Source organism: Rheinheimera sp. ATLC3, from assembly GCF_059429535.1.
Map to the genome: position 1 here is coordinate 300,910 of NZ_CM182103.1, position 17,055 is coordinate 317,964.

Here is a 17,055-nt window from a genome sequence, read left to right on the forward strand (position 1 = left end):
CCTCCGCTATTCACTGCCCGGCATAAAATAAAACTGCCATACTTCCATCAGTACAGGCACTATCGACAGTACCAGTATAATTGCCATGGTGATATTAAAAATACGCTGAAACAGTGGCTGAGTCAGGATCTTACGCAGCGCCGAGCCACATACCAGCCATAACCCGACGCACGGGAATGCCACCACCAGAAAAGCTGTGCTAATAACACTGACTTCAATCCAGTAAATACCGCCGACGCTGGTAAATGCCGCCACCGCACCGCTGGCCATTACCCAGGCCTTGCCATTTACCCACTGAAACAAGGCGGCCTGAACAAAGCTGAAAGGTTTACTTTTACCTTGCGCAATCGCCTTGGGTTCAGCGGCAGCAATACGCCAGGCCAGCCAGATAAGATAGGCAATCCCCAGTACTTTGATAAGTTGATGCAAATTTGGATAACGTTCAAATACGGCGCCAAAACCTAGCCCCACCAACAACACCATTAGCGGAAAGCCGAGGCAGATCCCTGCCAAATGAGGCAAGCTGGCACGAATACCATAATTCATGCCGGAAGACATAATCATCACATTGTTAGGACCGGGCGTAATCGTGGTCGAAAATGCAAAAAACAATACAGCTAAAAACAAGTCCATATAAGTCCCACTGCAAAGTGTCCGTTGTCTACAGCTGATGATACCAAAGCTGTGGCTCATTAACAGGCGTTTGTGCAGGTAACAATGGATTCTGAAGACGAATCATATTGCGATCTTTTAGCTTAAGTTCGCTCAGATGGCCGGAAAAAAACTGCTGAAACAGTTGCTCAAAACCACCGTCGGCAATAATTTGTCTCAAACCCGCTTCCAAATCTTTAGCCAGTTGCTTATTCGCCGGGTTAACAAAAAAATAGCTCGCGGTTGGATAATAAATCACCCAGTTACTCTCAATGACAATATTTCGCGCAGCAAAAACAAGCGCTTCTTCGGCAATTTCCAGGGCATTGCGTGGCACAGCATCTACCCGCCCTTTCTCCAGCATTGAAAATAAGTTGTCATAATGCGTCGCCCCTATCACCGAGAAGCCATTTAGCCTCAATATCTTGCTGTCTATCCAGTCATGCCCCTGAGCATACACCAGTTTTTTAATCTGATTTGCACTGACATTGCGGGCAAATTTAGTTTGCTGATCTTGTTTAATCAGCATCACGCGATAACCACTAAGGCCCTTAAAAATGGGGATCCGAACCGGCAGCAAATCCAGCTCCCGCTCCACTGAAGTCATGGTCCACAATATGTCCAATTCAGATTGCTCTTTCAGAAACACCATACTGCGGGATTTAGACATGCGCTCAGCCGAACTTTGCAGTTGATATTCGCGGCCGGAACGCGCTAAAGCCAGCTCCAACAGTGCTAACGGATAAACCGAACGATAATCTTCCGCATCAGCCACAGCAGGATAACGCACTATCTCTGCGCAGCAGACTGAGCCAAACAGACAAAAAAACAGCCAAAGCAAGGGTTTCACTTTGCATCACCCTATATCTATGCCATGTTATAACCAGCAGTATCAGCTGGCTTCGCTGAAAATGGTTGTGTAAATAGTGATATTTACTTTATAAAAGTAATACGGCAAAAATAAAAACGATACAACCCCAAGAATACGGAGAATAACATGAATAAGATTATAGGCTTGGCAGTATTAGTGGCAGGGGCAATTTTATTGTATTTTGGCTATACCGAGTATAATTCCACAGCATCTCAGGTAACCGAAATGGTTACGGGTAACCCGACCGATAATTCTATCTGGTTTTTGGTTGGTGGCGCCGTTGCTGTTATTGTCGGACTTGGCATTTTGCTAAAAAAATAACAGACCTAAAAAGTAAAAAGGCCGCGTAGCGGCCTTTTATCTATTCTGCAAATCAGTTTACTCTTCTTCTTTACCCCAGCTGTCACGTAAGCCTACTGTGCGGTTAAACACCAGCTTAGCTGAGGTAGAATCACGATTATCCGCACAGTAATAACCCTCACGTTCAAACTGATACGCCTGCTCTGCTATAGCGTCTTTTAATGATGGTTCAACCAGACCATGCTTAACAACCAATGATTGTGGGTTTACTACATTTAGAAAATCGTCTTCGGCTGCAGGGTTTGCCACACTGAATAAACGATCATAAACACGGAACTCCGCAGGCACGGCATGAGTAGCTTCTACCCAATGAATAACACCACGCACCTTTCGGCCATCAGCCGGATTCTCTCCCAGAGTTTCCGGTAAATATGAACATTTCAGTTCAACAATATTACCATCCGCGTCTTTGACCATTTCATCAGCATGGATAACATAGGCATTGCGTAAACGCACATCACCACCTAATACCAGGCGCTTGTACTTCTTGTTCGCTTCCTCACGAAAATCAGCACGATCAATGTACACGACAGAGCCAAACGGCAACTTGCGGCTGCCCATGGTGTCGTCTTTCGGATGATTCGGCGATTCTACCCATTCAATACCGTCTGCCGGGTAATTGGTAATGGTCACTTTGAGTGGCTCAAGCACGGCCATAGCACGCGGTGCTGCAGTATCTAAATCTTCACGGATGCAGGCTTCCAGCGCACTCATTTCAATGACATTATCTTGCTTGGTGACACCGATGCGCTTGGCAAACTCACGGATGGCAGCCGGCGTATAGCCGCGACGGCGTAAACCAGCAATAGTTGGCATACGTGGATCATCCCAGCCTGATACCACAGTTTTCTCGACCAGGGTTTGCAGCTTACGCTTGCTCATCACGGCATATTCTAGATTTAAGCGTGAAAACTCAATCTGTTGCGGGTGACTAGCGATAGTGATGTTATCCAGGATCCAGTCATACAACCGGCGGTTATCCTGAAACTCCAGCGTACACAGCGAATGAGTAATACCCTCCAGGGCATCAGAGATACAATGCGTAAAGTCATACATCGGATAGATGCACCACTTGTCACCCGTTTGATGGTGATGGGCAAATTTTACCCGGTAAATCACCGGATCACGCATACACATAAAGCTGGACGCCATATCAATTTTGGCACGCAGCGAGCATTCGCCCTCTTTAAAACCACCGGCGCGCATTTTCTCGAACAGCGCCAGGTTTTCTGCCGGGCTGGTATCACGTGTCGGGCTGGCCTTACCCGGCTGAGTAAGGTTGCCCCGGTATTCACGCATTTGTTCGTTATTAAGAAAACAAACGTAGGCCAGTCCTTTATTTATCAGCTCAACCGCGTAACCGTAGAGCTGTTCAAAATAGTCAGACGAATAACGTACAGCACCATCCCACTGAAATCCTAACCAGTTAACATCACGCTGAATTGACTCAACAAACTCGACGTTTTCTTTTTCCGGGTTAGTATCATCAAAGCGTAGATTACATTTGCCGTGATAATCCTGCGCGATACCAAAATTAAGACAGATAGACTTGGCGTGACCGATATGCAAATAGCCGTTTGGCTCGGGCGGAAACCGGGTTTGTACCGCATTATGTTTGCCGGATGCTAAATCAGTATCTATTATCTGCCGGATAAAATTGCTGGGGCGATGTTCTGCGTCCGCCATAAAATATGTTGTCCTTCTTCTCACTGGAACTTCATTCAGATGCGGCATTATAGCAGCAGAAACAAGGCTGACTACTGCCAGTTCCTCACAATTGAAAAGATTTTACTGCGCACTTATTCAGAATTCATACTTCAGCGCAAAACGAAAGGTGCGGTCTATAGTGTCGTTGTCCAACGCAAATACCATAGCGGCTTCCCACTTCAACTGTTGTGTGGGGCTGAATTTGTATACCCCCATAAAACCGGGCCCGGCGCCCTTGTAATTTTCACCGGAATATATCTCGACTGAAGGCTGTAATGCGGGTAGAAACCGGTAGCGGTATTGCAGACGAAACTCGGTTTCGAGCTCTGACGGCACGTTCTGCCCCCATTCGTATACCAATAACGCATTTACGGTCAGACTGGTATGTTCAAACTCTTTTTCAACTAATAAACCCGTAGTGAACTCGTTACTATCGGTCTGCTGGTAATGTTCAACTTCAAACAATAAGCCCCAATCCCAACTGTACTGTCCCTGCTCAGTTAACATCCAGCGCAGTTCTGCTTCATAACTGGCCAGTGTATAGTCTTCCGGCATAACACGTTCAGCCAGCAAGTACAGCGAGAATGCCATATTGTTGCCCAATGAGAAGCCATAGCCGAATTTTTGCGCCAGCGCATTATTATCAGGATGGTCAGTCTGTCGCTGATATAGGGCGCGGTATTCAAATTCACGCTCAAGCGGCTGCACATAAGGGTGATACACCTTATCAACAACCCTGCCATCTGCCAGTGCAACTGAACTGAACACTAACAACAGCAGCATGGCACCCAGCTGCACTTGTTTCATAGCTTGCCTCTTCGCCATTGCCACAACATTAATATCAATATAAAACTCATCAACCAGCTACCCAGCTGAACCATATCGGGGGTTGCCTCATAGCCGAACCACGCCTGAAAAAACACCCCAACCTCAGTATGCTCACTAACCAAAGCACTGCTGTCCCACAACGCCTCACCTGATGGCAGCATATCTATCTGCCCTAGCAGTGTTACCGTTTCAATGCCTTGCCTGGCACCAATCAGTGCCAGCATCATGCCTAAAATAAACTGACTAACCCGCTGCAATTCAGCCAGTAGCTGGTACCATATAACGGCAATACTGGCTCCAATACCAACACCCAGCACAGCGCCAAGCCAGAAGCTTTCAGTGCTGTTGTCAGTACCAATATTTGTCAGACCATAAAGCAACAAATTGATACCGCACAGCAGTGCCTGAGCACACAGAGCTAATACAGAAGCACTGTTCATCCTACCTGCCAACAAAATAAACAGTGCAATCAGCGTCGATAAATGCGCTGAAATAAACAGCCATTCAAGGCCTGTACCATCGGCCAGCTGTGTAATATCACCCAGCCAGGGCGGCAACACTATCAGCATGACTGCGGTTAAAAACGTACTTTGCCACAGCCACCGGCGGTTATGATGCTGCAAACGCAACATGGTGGCAAATAGCAGCAATACCGGCAGTAACTCTCTGATATAGACCAAAACGGTGTTAATCAACATGCTGTACCTGCCGTTGTATCCACTCGTTTTCGGGTAAGACGATTAACGTGCCTTTGGCACTATCAGGGTGAAAGTCCCCAAAAAAGCCATATTCCCCAGCCTGAAGCGGCCCCAAATACAGCACTGCCTCTGACTGCCCAAGCACTACTTTTTCTCTGTTTAGCGCAAAGCTCTCAAACTCTTCCGGTGTAGCGTCCTGATTCAGCAAACGTATTTTAATTTTCTGGCCTTGCGGCACATAAAGGTGACTTGGAGAAAACAGATGATCTTTTATCACCAGAACAAACTCCTGGCGGCAAAACACATTGCATGACATTAGGGCGCAATACAGTATAAAACTGCGATAAAGTAACGTCATAAAGGCAGCTCCACCCTTACGTTTAACCCGCTGTCAAACTGAGACTTAGCCAGGTTTATGGTACCGCTGTGCAACAACACTATATCTTTTACTATCGCCAGCCCAAGGCCTGACCCCGGCACACCAGCCTGATGCCGGTCACCGCCAATTCGGTAGAAACGGTTAAACACCTGTTCGTATTCATCCGGGTCTATACCCGGGCCAGAGTCAGACACGTCAAGGATTGCCGTTTTATCGCCACGGCTTAGTGTCAGTTTTATCTGCCCACCGTCCGGCGTATATTTAATTGCATTACCGAGTAAGTTTGATATGACTAAGCGCAGAGCAAAAGCATCAGCACTGATCTGCAAATGCTCCTCACCTTCAATACTGATGTTTTGCTGTTTTCGTTCCAGCTGGAGGTAGCAATCGGCCACAACCTCACGGCACAGGGCTGCCAAATCAAGCGGCTGCATTTTCGCCTGAAAGTTATCCGGATTGGTGCGGTTGAGTAGCATAATCTGCTCAATAAGCTGGCGCATTCTGTCTACACCGTCTCGTAACGCCTGCATGCTTTCATCAGTCTGCGACATTCCTTGCTGCTGCCACCGCGTTAACGCGTTGTGCAGCGTAATCTCAAGTACACTTAGCGGAGTTCTGAGCTCGTGAGCCACATCTGAGGCAAAGCGTTTTTCCCGTGCAAATGCCGCAGATAACCGTTCGAACAAATGATTGGTTGACAGCAGTACCGGTGCCAGCTCTTGCGGTACCTGCTCCAACGTAACCGGGGTCAGCTCATTTGCCTTACGTGATGTCAGCTCTTTAGAAAACGTGTTCAATGGCCGCAGCGCCCGGCTGACCACAAGCCAAATCAGCAACGCCTGTAACGGCAGGCTCAACACGACCGGGTAAATGGAAGCTGTAACCACCTCATCAGCCAGCTGCAAACGCTGTTGCAAAGGTTGCGCCACCATAATGTGCCAGCCGTTGCTGCTATTTTGCACAAACACCCGCCAACGTTTACCGGAAAAATTCTGCTCAGAAAACCCCTCCGGCGCACCGACAGCTTGTGCAGGTGCTTGCTCACTGCGATAAAGCATCTGCTGCTCGTGCATTAGCTGCACTGCCATAGATTGCTCGAAACTAACGCTATCGACCTGATATTGCTGCATAATAGCAGCGGCGACAAGTTGCAAATCCTGATCAAAAAGCTCACGCGCCCTGTCGGCACTTAAACGGTAACTTTGCAGTGCCGCCAGAAAGCTGGTTAGCACCAGTATCGCAATCAGCACCGAAATGAGGTAACGACGGACGGATGTCATGGTCTGGCGATGCTGTAGCCTACACCACGAACAGTTCGGATGAAATCGTCAGGTAATTTCTTACGCAGATTTGATATATGCACTTCCAGAGCATTACTGGCAACCTCCTCCCCCCAGCTATACAAGCTTGCTTCCAGTTGCTCACGGGTTTTTACTCTGCCTGCCGATTCCATCAGTTCTTTTAGCAGCACGTATTCCCGGCGTGATAACGACACTGAAATACCGCCCGATTGTAACTGCATCGCTGTGGTATCAAGCTCAACCTCGCCGCAGCGGATTAGGTGACTTGACGCTGTGCCAAGCCTGCGCTCAATTACCCGCAAACGGGCAAACAGCTCAGGTGCAGCAAAGGGTTTAACAAGGTAATCATCTGCCCCTAAATCGAGCCCCTTTATCCGCTCATCAATGCCATCACGCGCTGTCAGAATAAGCACAGGCATACGTTGCTGTTTCTGCCGTAACTGCCTTAATACTGACAGACCGTCAATGTCAGGCAAGCCCAAATCCAGAATGACTGCATCACAGTCACCTGAACGGACAGCCGCCAACGCCTGCTGACCAGTGCCAACAGAATTGACAGCAAACCCTTGCACACTCAGTGCTTGTTGTAGGCCGTCCCGCAATGCCACATCGTCTTCAACCAGCAATAATCGCATCTTTACTCTCTGAGGCTATTTTAGCTTTTTCATCAGCTTTCGCTCTAATGCCGTAATTTCCTGTTGCCTGCCACTATCAGCCAGTGGTCGTTCAGGCCTGGCCGGAGCATGCTTAGCTATTTCAAGATAGCGCATTGCGGTTTTGTAGTCGCGCTCTTCTGTCAAAAATTCTGCATAAAAATAATTAGGATCAATACCTTGAGGATTAAGCTCCAACGCCTTATTCAACAGCTGTCTGGCCTTTTTGTCACTACCAAAGCCAACCGGCCAGCCGGGCACTTTGTAATACAAAACCCCCAGACTGGTGTAAGCAGAACCCTGAAGGGCTGTATCGTCCAATTCAATAGCCCGTTCTAAGTCTGCTTTGGACTTCTCTGTAAGTGATAAAGCACCCAGACCGCCTTTAGCCCCCGCGTAACTGGAGGTAATAATACCACGCCAGATATACGCTTCAGCTTTATCGGTATTTGCCGCAACCACGGCATTAGCCTGAGTTAACAAATCGGCAAATGCCTGCTCGCGTTTATCTTCATCAAGCTGATAGTTTACCTCTGCCCAACGTTGTTGCAGCGGCTTAATATCGGTTAGCACATCCGCATAAACTCCTGGTATTGTGACAAAAGCAGCCAGAATGATCCCCGCTATTGTTTTCATATTAAACCCCCACACTGTTTTTTGCTGAAGTTGGTTTGAAATACTGCTTAATTTGCTGCAGCTTACTGCCAAGAGCCTTGTCGACAAGCCCGGGAAGCAACGCGTTTAAGCGAACAAATATATTTTCGGCGCTGCCGAGATAACGCCTTTTACGACCACTGATAAGTTGGTCTACAAGGGCTTTGGCAACTTGTTCCGGTGAATCTACCCCTTGTCCCAGGGCACGGTTCAAAGCGTCAACCTGCGGCGTGTTAATCGCCGTCCTGGTTGCACGTGGTGCCAGATACAGCACACGCACTTCGCTATCGGCCAGCTCGCGCTGTAGTGCTTCGGTATACCCCCGAAGACCAAACTTGCTGGCACAATAACCGCTAAAGCCGGCATATCCAATGCTGCCAAAAGTCGAACCTATATTTATCACCGTACCGCTGCGTTGTTTAAGCATTGGCATAAACAGTTGAGTCAACTGCATGGGCGATAATAGATTGGTCGTAATTAATGCAGAAAAATCTTGCTCTGCATGAGCCGAAAACTGACTTATTCCGGCGTTATTGATAAGAATGTCTATCCCTCCGGCCTGCAAACAGAATGCATACAATGCCTGACGATTTTTTTCATCATTAAGATCAGTTGCAAAAGGATATACCCGCCCCGGGGCTTCTGATATCAGTTGACTGAGCACCGCCTCGTCGCGGCCTGTCACGACGACCTCTGCGCCAGACACTAACAACAGCTGCAGCACGGCCCTACCAATACCACCACTGGCACCGGTTAACAGTGCGCGCTTTCCCTGTAGGCTATTCATGCAACTTGCTCCAGTTGCTTAATACCATGCGGTTGCTCCAGCGAACGGAAAATATCACCGTACAAGCGATAGAACCTTTTTGCCGCGTGCACTATCACCGCTTGTTCTTCTACAGCAGTGATTTTATTCATCAGGTTTTCATAAAATTTAATGTGTTCCTGATCCAGAGCACCGTGTGAATTGAGATACGAAAAAGCTTTTCGTGGTAACCCCAACTTCGTGGCGATTTCTTTGGCGGCCTGCTCAGCCAGGTTGATGGATGTCCCCTCCAGCACCAGCACCATTCCAAAAAATGCAAGCGGGCTGGTACGACGGACGGCATCGTAGGCATAGGCCACCATCATCTCGGTTTCAAATGCAGGAGTGCTTTGCCTGACCTGTTCTTTATCGAATCCGCAGGCCGCTATGTCATTAAGTATCCACTCCTGGTGTCCCAACTCTTCCTCAATATACTCAGCAACAGCCTCACGCAGCCATTCTTTTTTTTCCGGTAGTTCGGCGCCCACTGCCATCAATAGCGGCACGGTATGTTTAACATGATGATAGGCCTGCTGTAAAAACGCGACGTAGTGGTCCAGTGTAAAATCACCGCTAAAGCAGCGTTGGATCATAGGTGCACTCAGCAGATAAGCGCGTTCTTCAGTGGTTGCTTCAAGCAGAGATTGATAAAAGCTCATACTTATCTCCTGTTACGTCAGACTGGTTAGAATAAAGTTTGGAAATGATATTGCTGTATTGCTGCATAATTGCATTGCGCCGTAGCCGGCCGTTATCAGTGAGTGAGCCCTGATCAGTGCTAAATGGTGCAGGCAAGCGATAATAGGTCACGATTCTGGCATAGTCAGGTAACACAGCATTTACCTGTTTAATTGCTGCTGCAAGTTCAGTGTCGGTTACCGCTGCAGCGGCATATAACAGTGCGCTGCAATAAGGTTGTGCCTCGCCTATCACAATAACCTGCTGCACAATACCGCTGTCGGTTAATGCAGACTCGACCCACTCGGGAGAAATATTACGACCAAAACTGTTAATCAGCAGATTTTTGCGCCGGCCAAGAATACGCAGCCCACCCTGAGGTGTCCACTGAGCTAAATCACCTGTAAACACACAGTCCGCTGCGGAATCCGGTTCCCCGAGATAGCCAAGAAATGGCGTATTGACGACCAGTTCACCATCAATTATCTGAACATCGCGGCAAGCCAGTGGCAATCCTACGCTGTCACCCGCTTCAGATGGTACGACATCTGATAACGCAACGACCGAGGCACACTCACTTAAACCATATCCCTGATAGACCGGTAGCCCGATCGCAGATGCCTGCTGTAAAATATGCGGTGAAACATAGGCCCCACCTACAGCAACAAACTCAAGACTTGAAGGTACCGGCCAGCCCTTAAGGACCGCTGCTATCAACATTTTCAGTAATTCCGGTACTACAATCAGGCTTTTAGGCTGGACTTTGCTGATCAGTGACAACATAGCCTGCGGCTGGGTCAAACGGCTGCCGACAAAACCTCGCTGCGCATCCGACGCAACAATGACTTCGCCGCCTGCCAGTAAAGGGGCATATACACCAGCAATGTTTTCAAGTAGCGTCGGCAGGGGTAGCAAGCAAAGATGGCGCGGGGAACCATTGCAAATATGCTCCACTCTGGCTTTTAACGCCAACGCGACATCAAGCTGGCTGCGGTCTGACAGACACACGCCTTTAGGCGAGCCTGTTGAGCCAGAGGTAAACGTTATTTTTTGGGTTCCAGCAGGTACGGTAACATTTTGTTTTACAGTGCATTGGTACAACAAAATGCCATCAAACTCTTCCAGCAAATTACTGTCAGCATCTTTAATTTCATAATCGCTCAACCATAAATCAGGTTGTAACGCATGCAGCACTGCTGCCTTTTGCGATTCGCTAAGATAAGTAGGCAGGGGTGTCAGCAGAATGTTAGCGCTTAAACATGCCAGATCGATAAGTACCCAGTTTATCGAGCTATCCGCTGTAAGAACAACCCGCTTACCACCATAACCAGACAGCAATGTTTGCCACTGGACGATTTTGCTATTTATAGCTTTGTGATCCAGTTCAGTATCGGTTTGAGCATCGATTAGCCGGGCGCCATCAGCTACAGAAAACTTCATAGTTTGGCCTCCATCAAGGTATCAACCAGAGCGTGTAGTTGTGGCCAGTGCCGAAAAATAAGCTGCTGCAAGCGAGGGTCAGCCTGGATCCGCTGCGCAGCCTGAGTAACAGACAATACACAAACATCTGGCTGACTTTGATAGTAACTGCCCCAGTCTTTTGCTTTATCGCCAAGGCACTCTGGATTAGCACATGCCAACTCCAGCAAGCTAATTCCATGTCTGCGTAATAAACGTTTAAGATCAGAGGTCGCAGAAAATAGTAGCTGTTTTACATCAAGCTGATGTAACGCCTGAACCATCAATACAAAGAGTTGCATCAGTGCTGACCGGCTCTGCGCATACAGATGACCGATTTCTGCGATGTCAGCGCGCTGACACTTAATATTCTGCTGTTGCAGCGCCTGCTCTGCATTAAGTGTTAAATATTGTTCGGTAAACAGCCGCCCCTCAGTTGCAAACCGGATACCGAGTACCGCTTGCCACTGTTCAGATAACAATACCCCAAGCAGATGGGGCATGAAGTGCTGTACATTTGCCTGATAATGTCTGCTAAAACCTTCCGCGATAAACTGTTCCAGCGTATGCCTCGCTGCATGTTGCGGCTCAATGAGGTGCAATACGCCATGGGTAGCAGCCTGCTCTGATGGCTGATAAGCAAATAGCGGCGCCTCAACACAGTTGGCCACTCTACTATTTAAATATGACTCGACACTGCGCATTAAACTGGTCATAACGGACTCCTGTTTTACCGTTAGGACCAGTGTGCAACACTAAACTTAAAGTAGTCTTAAGGATTAAGAATATGCAAATTGAGGTGCTTTCAGCGCTGACACAACAGCTGGTCAACGCTATTAATACAACTTTCCAACCGCTGATAATAATCTGGCGCATCTATTACTACAAAAGTATTGATATCAAAACCATACTGCTGATAAAGCGCCATCAGCTGATCAAAACTGAGTGTACGCGTCGCAGGGTCGCCCAACTCGCGCATGCCGTCGGCGACCCAGGGTACTGTTGGTTTAAGGGCTATCACCAAATCGTATTTGTCCGCATCAATAAAACTTTCTACTCTATCGGCGACTTCGCCCAAGAAAACTTTACTGAAAAACGCGGTTACCACCGCATCGGTATCAAAAAAGCACACTTTGTTGGCTGTCCTTAGTGCTTTCAAATCCTGCTCGTACTGTAAATGTGCGATACGATTGAAATCTTCCAGGTCAAACAAGTCGCCATTTCCGCCGACAACATCATGTTGATAATCCCGGCCTAACTCTTCCGACCACGACGAACAATACACTTTCGCCAGTTTACGCGTCAGCGTGGTTTTACCGCATGACTCAGGGCCGGTTATCAACACTTTGCGGGCAAAAAACGGTCGCGCAGCACCGGCAATATAATCCCAGTGTTTATAAGGATGTTCACGGATCTCGGTGCCGCTTATCGGCCACTGCGTGCGCATTGGGTCTAACACCTGATACTCAATGTCCGGGAAATGCCGCTGATGGCCGCTACGATAACTCTCTTCACCACCAAAAATAACACTGAATGGTTCAGGCACAGTTTGCTTAAGTTTAACTGCATAGTCTCCCCAACCGGCCGGGAAAGGCTTGCTAACACTATCATCCTGCAGCAACACCTCAATACCAAGCCCTTGTAACTCCTGTGACAACCAGCGCTGACGCAGCACACCACTGATATAAGCTAAACCGGCGTCACGGCACAATTCGCCATCTTCAGCAATGCGCTCACTGACAACGACATAAAGCTTGTCACACAAAGCATGAGCACGCAGTATCGCCGTTATGTGACCGCGATGAGGCGGTAAAAATTTGCCCGGAAAAACACCTGTCTTCATGATATAAGGCTTAGGTTTATATTTTTTGGCATTAGACCGCACTTCTGCGACCAGGAAAAGAGTTAATACAACTTTGCTATGCAAGTAAAAATCCACCTCCATAGGAGGTGGCTTTGCGTTGGCCCCCTATAAGGGGGCTTAATTATTTTCTACATCCAGCCTTAATTGACGTTCCTCGTCTTCTCTGCCCACTTTATCCTGATGCCTAACATAGCGCCGGATAATTTCTTCATTCGCGCCAACTGAGTCTACGAAGTAGCCGCGCTGCCAAAAGTGATTTCCCCACAGCTTTTTCTTACGAAGATACGGAAATTTATTAAATAGCCTGATTGCCGTTCTTCCTTTGAGGACTCCCATCAAGTCCGACACGCTGACATTCGGTGGTGTTCTCACGACTAAGTGCACATGATCTATCTGCACGTTCAGCTCTACTACCGTGCAGCGTTTCATCGAGCAATATACATAAATGCTGCGGTAAAGTTCTTTGCCAAGATTACCCGTTAAGAGCTTGTATCTGTACTTTGGCGTCCAAACGATGTGATACTGACAACGATAGAAGACGTGTGAAGCGGATTCATATCTACTCATGTTATTTACTTCCTCATTTGCTGGTTACAAACGAGCGAAGTATCTAACATGGGTACTCTACGGGCATAGCCCCGACTAAACGATCACCACCTCCATAGGAGGTGGTTTAAAGCTGACAATAAAAAAGCCGCCATAAAGGCGGCTTTTTTTAAACTACCGGCGGATATTACCAGCCAGTGATTTCTTTCAGTGCTTTACCGATGTCAGCTAAGCTCTTAACAGTCTTAACACCAGCATCTTCCAGAGCAGCGAATTTCTCATCCGCAGTACCTTTACCGCCAGAGATAATCGCACCAGCGTGGCCCATGCGCTTACCAGCAGGTGCAGTAACACCAGCGATGTAAGATACAACAGGTTTAGTCACGTTAGCTTTGATAAATGCAGCCGCTTCTTCTTCTGCAGAACCACCGATTTCACCGATCATCACGATGGCTTCAGTTTGTGGATCTTCCTGGAATAACTTCAGGATGTCGATGAAGTTAGAACCAGGGATTGGGTCACCACCGATACCAACACAGGTAGATTGGCCAAAACCGTAATCAGTAGTTTGTTTTACCGCTTCATACGTCAGAGTACCTGAACGTGAAACGATACCTACTTTACCTGGCTTGTGAATGTGACCTGGCATAATACCAATTTTACATTCGCCCGGCGTGATAACGCCCGGGCAGTTAGGGCCGATTAAGCGTACGCCTAATTCGTCACACTTAACTTTGGCATCCAGCATATCCAGTGTAGGAATACCTTCAGTGATACAAACGATCAGTTTGATACCACCGTTAGCCGCTTCCAGAATAGAATCTTTACAGAACGCAGCTGGTACGTAGATTACTGATGCTTCTGCGCCAGTTGCTTCTACTGCTTCTTTCACAGTGTTGAACACTGGCAGGCCTAAATGCGTTTGACCGCCTTTACCTGGTGTAACACCGCCAACCATCTTAGTACCGTAAGCAATGGCTTGCTCAGAGTGGAAAGTACCCTGTGCACCAGTGAAACCCTGACAAATTACTTTGGTATCTTTATTAATTAAAACGCTCATTGCTTACCCCTTATGCCTTAGCCGCTGCAGCTACAACTTTCTGTGCAGCGCCAGTCAGGTCTGTGTCAGCGATAATGTTCAGGCCGCTTTCAGACAGCACTTTTGCACCAACTTCTGCGTTGTTACCTTGCAGGCGAACAACTACCGGTACTTTAACGCCAACTTCTTTCACTGCGCCGATTACACCTTCAGCAATCATGTCACAACGCACGATACCACCGAAGATGTTGATGAATACGGCTTTAACAGCGTCATCAGACAGGATAATTTTGAATGCTTCAACTACGCGCTCTTTAGTCGCGCCGCCGCCAACGTCCAGGAAGTTAGCTGGTTGGCCACCGTGCAGTTTAACGATGTCCATCGTGCCCATTGCCAGGCCTGCACCGTTAACCATACAACCGATGTCACCACCTAAGGCAACATAGTTCAGTTCCCATGACGCCGCGTGTGCTTCACGTGGATCTTCCTGTGAAGGATCCTGCATTTCTTTCAGTTCTGGGTGACGGTACAGCGCGTTGCCATCAATAACCAGTTTCGCATCTAAACAGTGCAGGTCACCAGCTGGCGTGATAACCAGTGGGTTAACTTCTAACAGTGCCAGATCTTTTTCCTGGAACAATTTAGCCAGACCCATGAAAATTTTCACGAACTGATTAACTTGCTTGCCTTCCAAGCCCAGTTTGAACGCTAATTCACGGCCCTGGAATGGTTGAGCACCTACCAGTGGATCGATAGTGGCTTTTAAAATTTTCTCTGGTGTTTCGTGGGCAACTTTTTCAATTTCCACACCACCTTCAGTAGAGGCCATAAACACGATACGACGTGAAGAACGGTCTACAACAGCACCTAAGTACAGCTCTTTCGCGATATCTGTACAGGTTTCAACCAGGATACGGCTTACCGGCTGACCTTTTTCGTCTGTCTGGTAAGTTACCAGGTTTTTACCCAGCCATTTTTCTGCGAACGCGCGGATTTCATCTTTGCTCTTAACCAGCTTTACACCGCCCGCTTTACCACGGCCACCGGCGTGAACCTGAGCTTTGACAACAAACATGTCGCCGCCGATTTTATCTGCAGCTGCTACCGCTTCTTCAACTGTAGCTGCGGCAATGCCTTTAGATACAGGCAAACCATATTGGGCAAACAGTTGCTTACCCTGATACTCGTGCAAATTCATGGCTATTTTCCGTTCATTTGAATATGGAGGCTGCCCTTTTGGTACAGCCTGACTTTTGATCGGCGCATATTATAGTGCCAACCGGTTCGATAAAAAATGCTGTTGTCGTAAAACAACAGCATTTTTAGCTACTTTTTATGGATATTTAGATATCCAGCAGGATACGTGTCGGATCTTCCAGTAACTCTTTAATGGTTACCAGGAAGCCAACTGACTCTTTACCGTCGATAATACGGTGATCATATGACAGTGCCAGGTACATCATCGGCAGAATTTCCATCTTGCCATCAACCACCATGACACGGTCCTGAATTTTGTGCATACCCAAAATCGCAGACTGTGGTGGGTTGATAATTGGCGTAGACATCAGTGAGCCGAACACACCGCCGTTAGTGATGGTGAAGTTACCACCGGTTAAATCATCCATCGCCAGCTTGCCGTCGCGGCCTTTAAGCGCTAAGTCTTTAATCGCTTTTTCGATTTCTGCCAGGTTCATCTTGTCGCAATCACGCAGTACCGGTGTCACCAGGCCACGTGGCGTAGATACGGCAATGCTAACATCGAAGAAGTTGTGATAAACGATATCGTCACCGTCAATAGCAGCATTTACTTCAGGGAAACGCTTCAGCGCTTCCGTTACCGCTTTAACATAGAACGACATAAAGCCTAAACGGATACCGTGACGTTTTTCGAACACGTCCTGGTACTGTTTACGCAGATCCATGATGGGTTTCATGTTCACTTCGTTGAACGTCGTTAGCATCGCAGTAGAATTTTTCGCTTCCAGCAGACGGTTGGCGATAGTTTTACGCAGACGCGTCATCGGTACACGTTTCTGGCTACGGTCGCCAGCTACTGCAGTTGGCGCCGCCGGAGCAGCGGCTTTAGCAGGGGCACCCGCTACGAACTTCTCAACGTCTTCTTTAGTCACACGGCCATTTTTACCGGTGCCTTTGATTTTGCTGGCATCTAAACCTTTCTCGGCAATCATACGACGTACTGACGGGCTTAAGGCGTCATCGTTGCTATCGTCTGACTTAGCATCTGAAGCGGCAGCTTCTGGTTTGCTGTCTTCTTTTTTCGCCGGAGCATCGTCTTTCTTAGCAGCAGGTGCACCGCCGGCTTCCATTTTACCGATAACTTCTTCGGCTGTTACAGTAGCGCCGGTATCGTGAATGATTTCACCCATAACGCCATCGGCCTGGGCAACCACTTCAAGTACCACTTTGTCGGTTTCAATATCAACTAATACCTGATCGCGTGTTACGGCTTCGCCTGTTTTAACGTGCCAGGTGGCGATGGTTGCATCTGCAACAGATTCTGGAAGTACGGGTACTTTAATTTCCACTTTTTCACCTTTACCGG

Annotated in this window: 19 protein-coding genes; 1 reads left to right on the forward strand and 18 read right to left on the reverse strand. The window is 47.9% G+C overall.

What is annotated here, in order from left to right; genetic code table 11:
- Window positions 1-6 precede the first annotated feature (6 nt).
- Window positions 7-633, reverse strand: a complete 627-nt coding sequence (locus AC5SV9_RS01490; protein ID WP_475153306.1) for a LysE family translocator — start codon at window positions 631-633, stop codon at window positions 7-9.
- Window positions 634-661: 28 nt separating this feature from the next.
- Complete coding sequence (locus AC5SV9_RS01495) at window positions 662-1,501, reverse strand: hypothetical protein (protein ID WP_475153308.1); 840 nt, start codon at window positions 1,499-1,501, stop codon at window positions 662-664.
- Between the two features lie 147 nt (window positions 1,502-1,648).
- On the opposite strand from AC5SV9_RS01495, the gene AC5SV9_RS01500 reads away from it, so the two are divergent.
- Window positions 1,649-1,843: a DUF3185 family protein gene (locus tag AC5SV9_RS01500; protein WP_134054509.1), complete on the forward strand. Its 195-nt coding sequence runs from the start codon at window positions 1,649-1,651 to the stop codon at window positions 1,841-1,843.
- A gap of 57 nt (window positions 1,844-1,900) precedes the next feature.
- Here AC5SV9_RS01500 and glnS read toward each other — a convergent pair whose 3' ends face one another.
- The 16 genes from glnS to odhB all read right to left on the reverse strand — a co-directional run bounded on the left by glnS (window position 1,901) and on the right by odhB (window position 17,038).
- Window positions 1,901-3,568 carry a glutamine--tRNA ligase gene (gene glnS, locus AC5SV9_RS01505; protein WP_475153310.1) on the reverse strand — a complete coding sequence of 556 codons (1,668 nt, stop codon included), beginning with the start codon at window positions 3,566-3,568 and terminating at the stop codon, window positions 1,901-1,903.
- A 117-nt stretch (window positions 3,569-3,685) separates the two neighbouring features.
- Entirely contained in the window at window positions 3,686-4,396 is a 711-nt protein-coding gene (locus tag AC5SV9_RS01510; RefSeq protein ID WP_475153312.1) for a hypothetical protein, read from the reverse strand.
- Complete coding sequence (locus AC5SV9_RS01515; protein WP_475153313.1) at window positions 4,393-5,115, reverse strand: FTR1 family protein; 723 nt, start codon at window positions 5,113-5,115, stop codon at window positions 4,393-4,395. The genes AC5SV9_RS01510 and AC5SV9_RS01515 overlap by 4 nt, the downstream gene beginning before the upstream one ends.
- Window positions 5,105-5,473 (reverse strand): cupredoxin domain-containing protein, encoded by a 369-nt coding sequence (locus AC5SV9_RS01520; RefSeq protein WP_475153315.1) that lies wholly within the window; start codon window positions 5,471-5,473, stop codon window positions 5,105-5,107. The genes AC5SV9_RS01515 and AC5SV9_RS01520 overlap by 11 nt, the downstream gene beginning before the upstream one ends.
- Complete coding sequence (locus AC5SV9_RS01525) at window positions 5,470-6,774, reverse strand: sensor histidine kinase (RefSeq protein ID WP_475153317.1); 1,305 nt, start codon at window positions 6,772-6,774, stop codon at window positions 5,470-5,472. Before AC5SV9_RS01525 ends, AC5SV9_RS01520 begins: the two co-directional genes overlap by 4 nt.
- Window positions 6,771-7,430: a response regulator gene (locus AC5SV9_RS01530; protein WP_475153319.1), complete on the reverse strand. Its 660-nt coding sequence runs from the start codon at window positions 7,428-7,430 to the stop codon at window positions 6,771-6,773. The genes AC5SV9_RS01525 and AC5SV9_RS01530 overlap by 4 nt, the downstream gene beginning before the upstream one ends.
- 15 nt (window positions 7,431-7,445) lie before the next feature.
- Entirely contained in the window at window positions 7,446-8,084 is a 639-nt protein-coding gene (locus AC5SV9_RS01535; RefSeq protein WP_475153320.1) for a tetratricopeptide repeat protein, read from the reverse strand.
- A 1-nt stretch (window position 8,085) separates the two neighbouring features.
- Window positions 8,086-8,889 (reverse strand): SDR family oxidoreductase, encoded by an 804-nt coding sequence (locus AC5SV9_RS01540; RefSeq protein WP_475153321.1) that lies wholly within the window; start codon window positions 8,887-8,889, stop codon window positions 8,086-8,088.
- Window positions 8,886-9,566 carry an iron-containing redox enzyme family protein gene (locus tag AC5SV9_RS01545; RefSeq protein WP_475153323.1) on the reverse strand — a complete coding sequence of 227 codons (681 nt, stop codon included), beginning with the start codon at window positions 9,564-9,566 and terminating at the stop codon, window positions 8,886-8,888. Before AC5SV9_RS01545 ends, AC5SV9_RS01540 begins: the two co-directional genes overlap by 4 nt.
- Entirely contained in the window at window positions 9,541-11,025 is a 1,485-nt protein-coding gene (locus AC5SV9_RS01550) for an AMP-binding protein (RefSeq protein ID WP_475153324.1), read from the reverse strand. Before AC5SV9_RS01550 ends, AC5SV9_RS01545 begins: the two co-directional genes overlap by 26 nt.
- Window positions 11,022-11,759 carry a thermostable hemolysin gene (locus AC5SV9_RS01555; protein ID WP_475153326.1) on the reverse strand — a complete coding sequence of 246 codons (738 nt, stop codon included), beginning with the start codon at window positions 11,757-11,759 and terminating at the stop codon, window positions 11,022-11,024. Before AC5SV9_RS01555 ends, AC5SV9_RS01550 begins: the two co-directional genes overlap by 4 nt.
- A gap of 89 nt (window positions 11,760-11,848) precedes the next feature.
- Window positions 11,849-12,886, reverse strand: coding sequence for a multifunctional transcriptional regulator/nicotinamide-nucleotide adenylyltransferase/ribosylnicotinamide kinase NadR (nadR, locus tag AC5SV9_RS01560; RefSeq protein ID WP_475153328.1), 1,038 nt, complete (start codon window positions 12,884-12,886; stop codon window positions 11,849-11,851).
- A 138-nt stretch (window positions 12,887-13,024) separates the two neighbouring features.
- Window positions 13,025-13,474: an IS200/IS605 family transposase gene (gene tnpA, locus AC5SV9_RS01565; RefSeq protein WP_475153362.1), complete on the reverse strand. Its 450-nt coding sequence runs from the start codon at window positions 13,472-13,474 to the stop codon at window positions 13,025-13,027.
- Window positions 13,475-13,640: 166 nt separating this feature from the next.
- Window positions 13,641-14,513, reverse strand: a complete 873-nt coding sequence (gene sucD, locus AC5SV9_RS01570; RefSeq protein WP_134054476.1) for a succinate--CoA ligase subunit alpha — start codon at window positions 14,511-14,513, stop codon at window positions 13,641-13,643.
- Between the two features lie 10 nt (window positions 14,514-14,523).
- Window positions 14,524-15,690 (reverse strand): ADP-forming succinate--CoA ligase subunit beta, encoded by a 1,167-nt coding sequence (gene sucC / locus AC5SV9_RS01575; protein ID WP_475151423.1) that lies wholly within the window; start codon window positions 15,688-15,690, stop codon window positions 14,524-14,526.
- A 145-nt stretch (window positions 15,691-15,835) separates the two neighbouring features.
- A complete protein-coding gene (gene odhB, locus AC5SV9_RS01580) occupies window positions 15,836-17,038 on the reverse strand; it encodes a 2-oxoglutarate dehydrogenase complex dihydrolipoyllysine-residue succinyltransferase (RefSeq protein WP_475151425.1) in 1,203 nt (400 codons plus the stop codon).
- Window positions 17,039-17,055 lie beyond the last annotated feature (17 nt).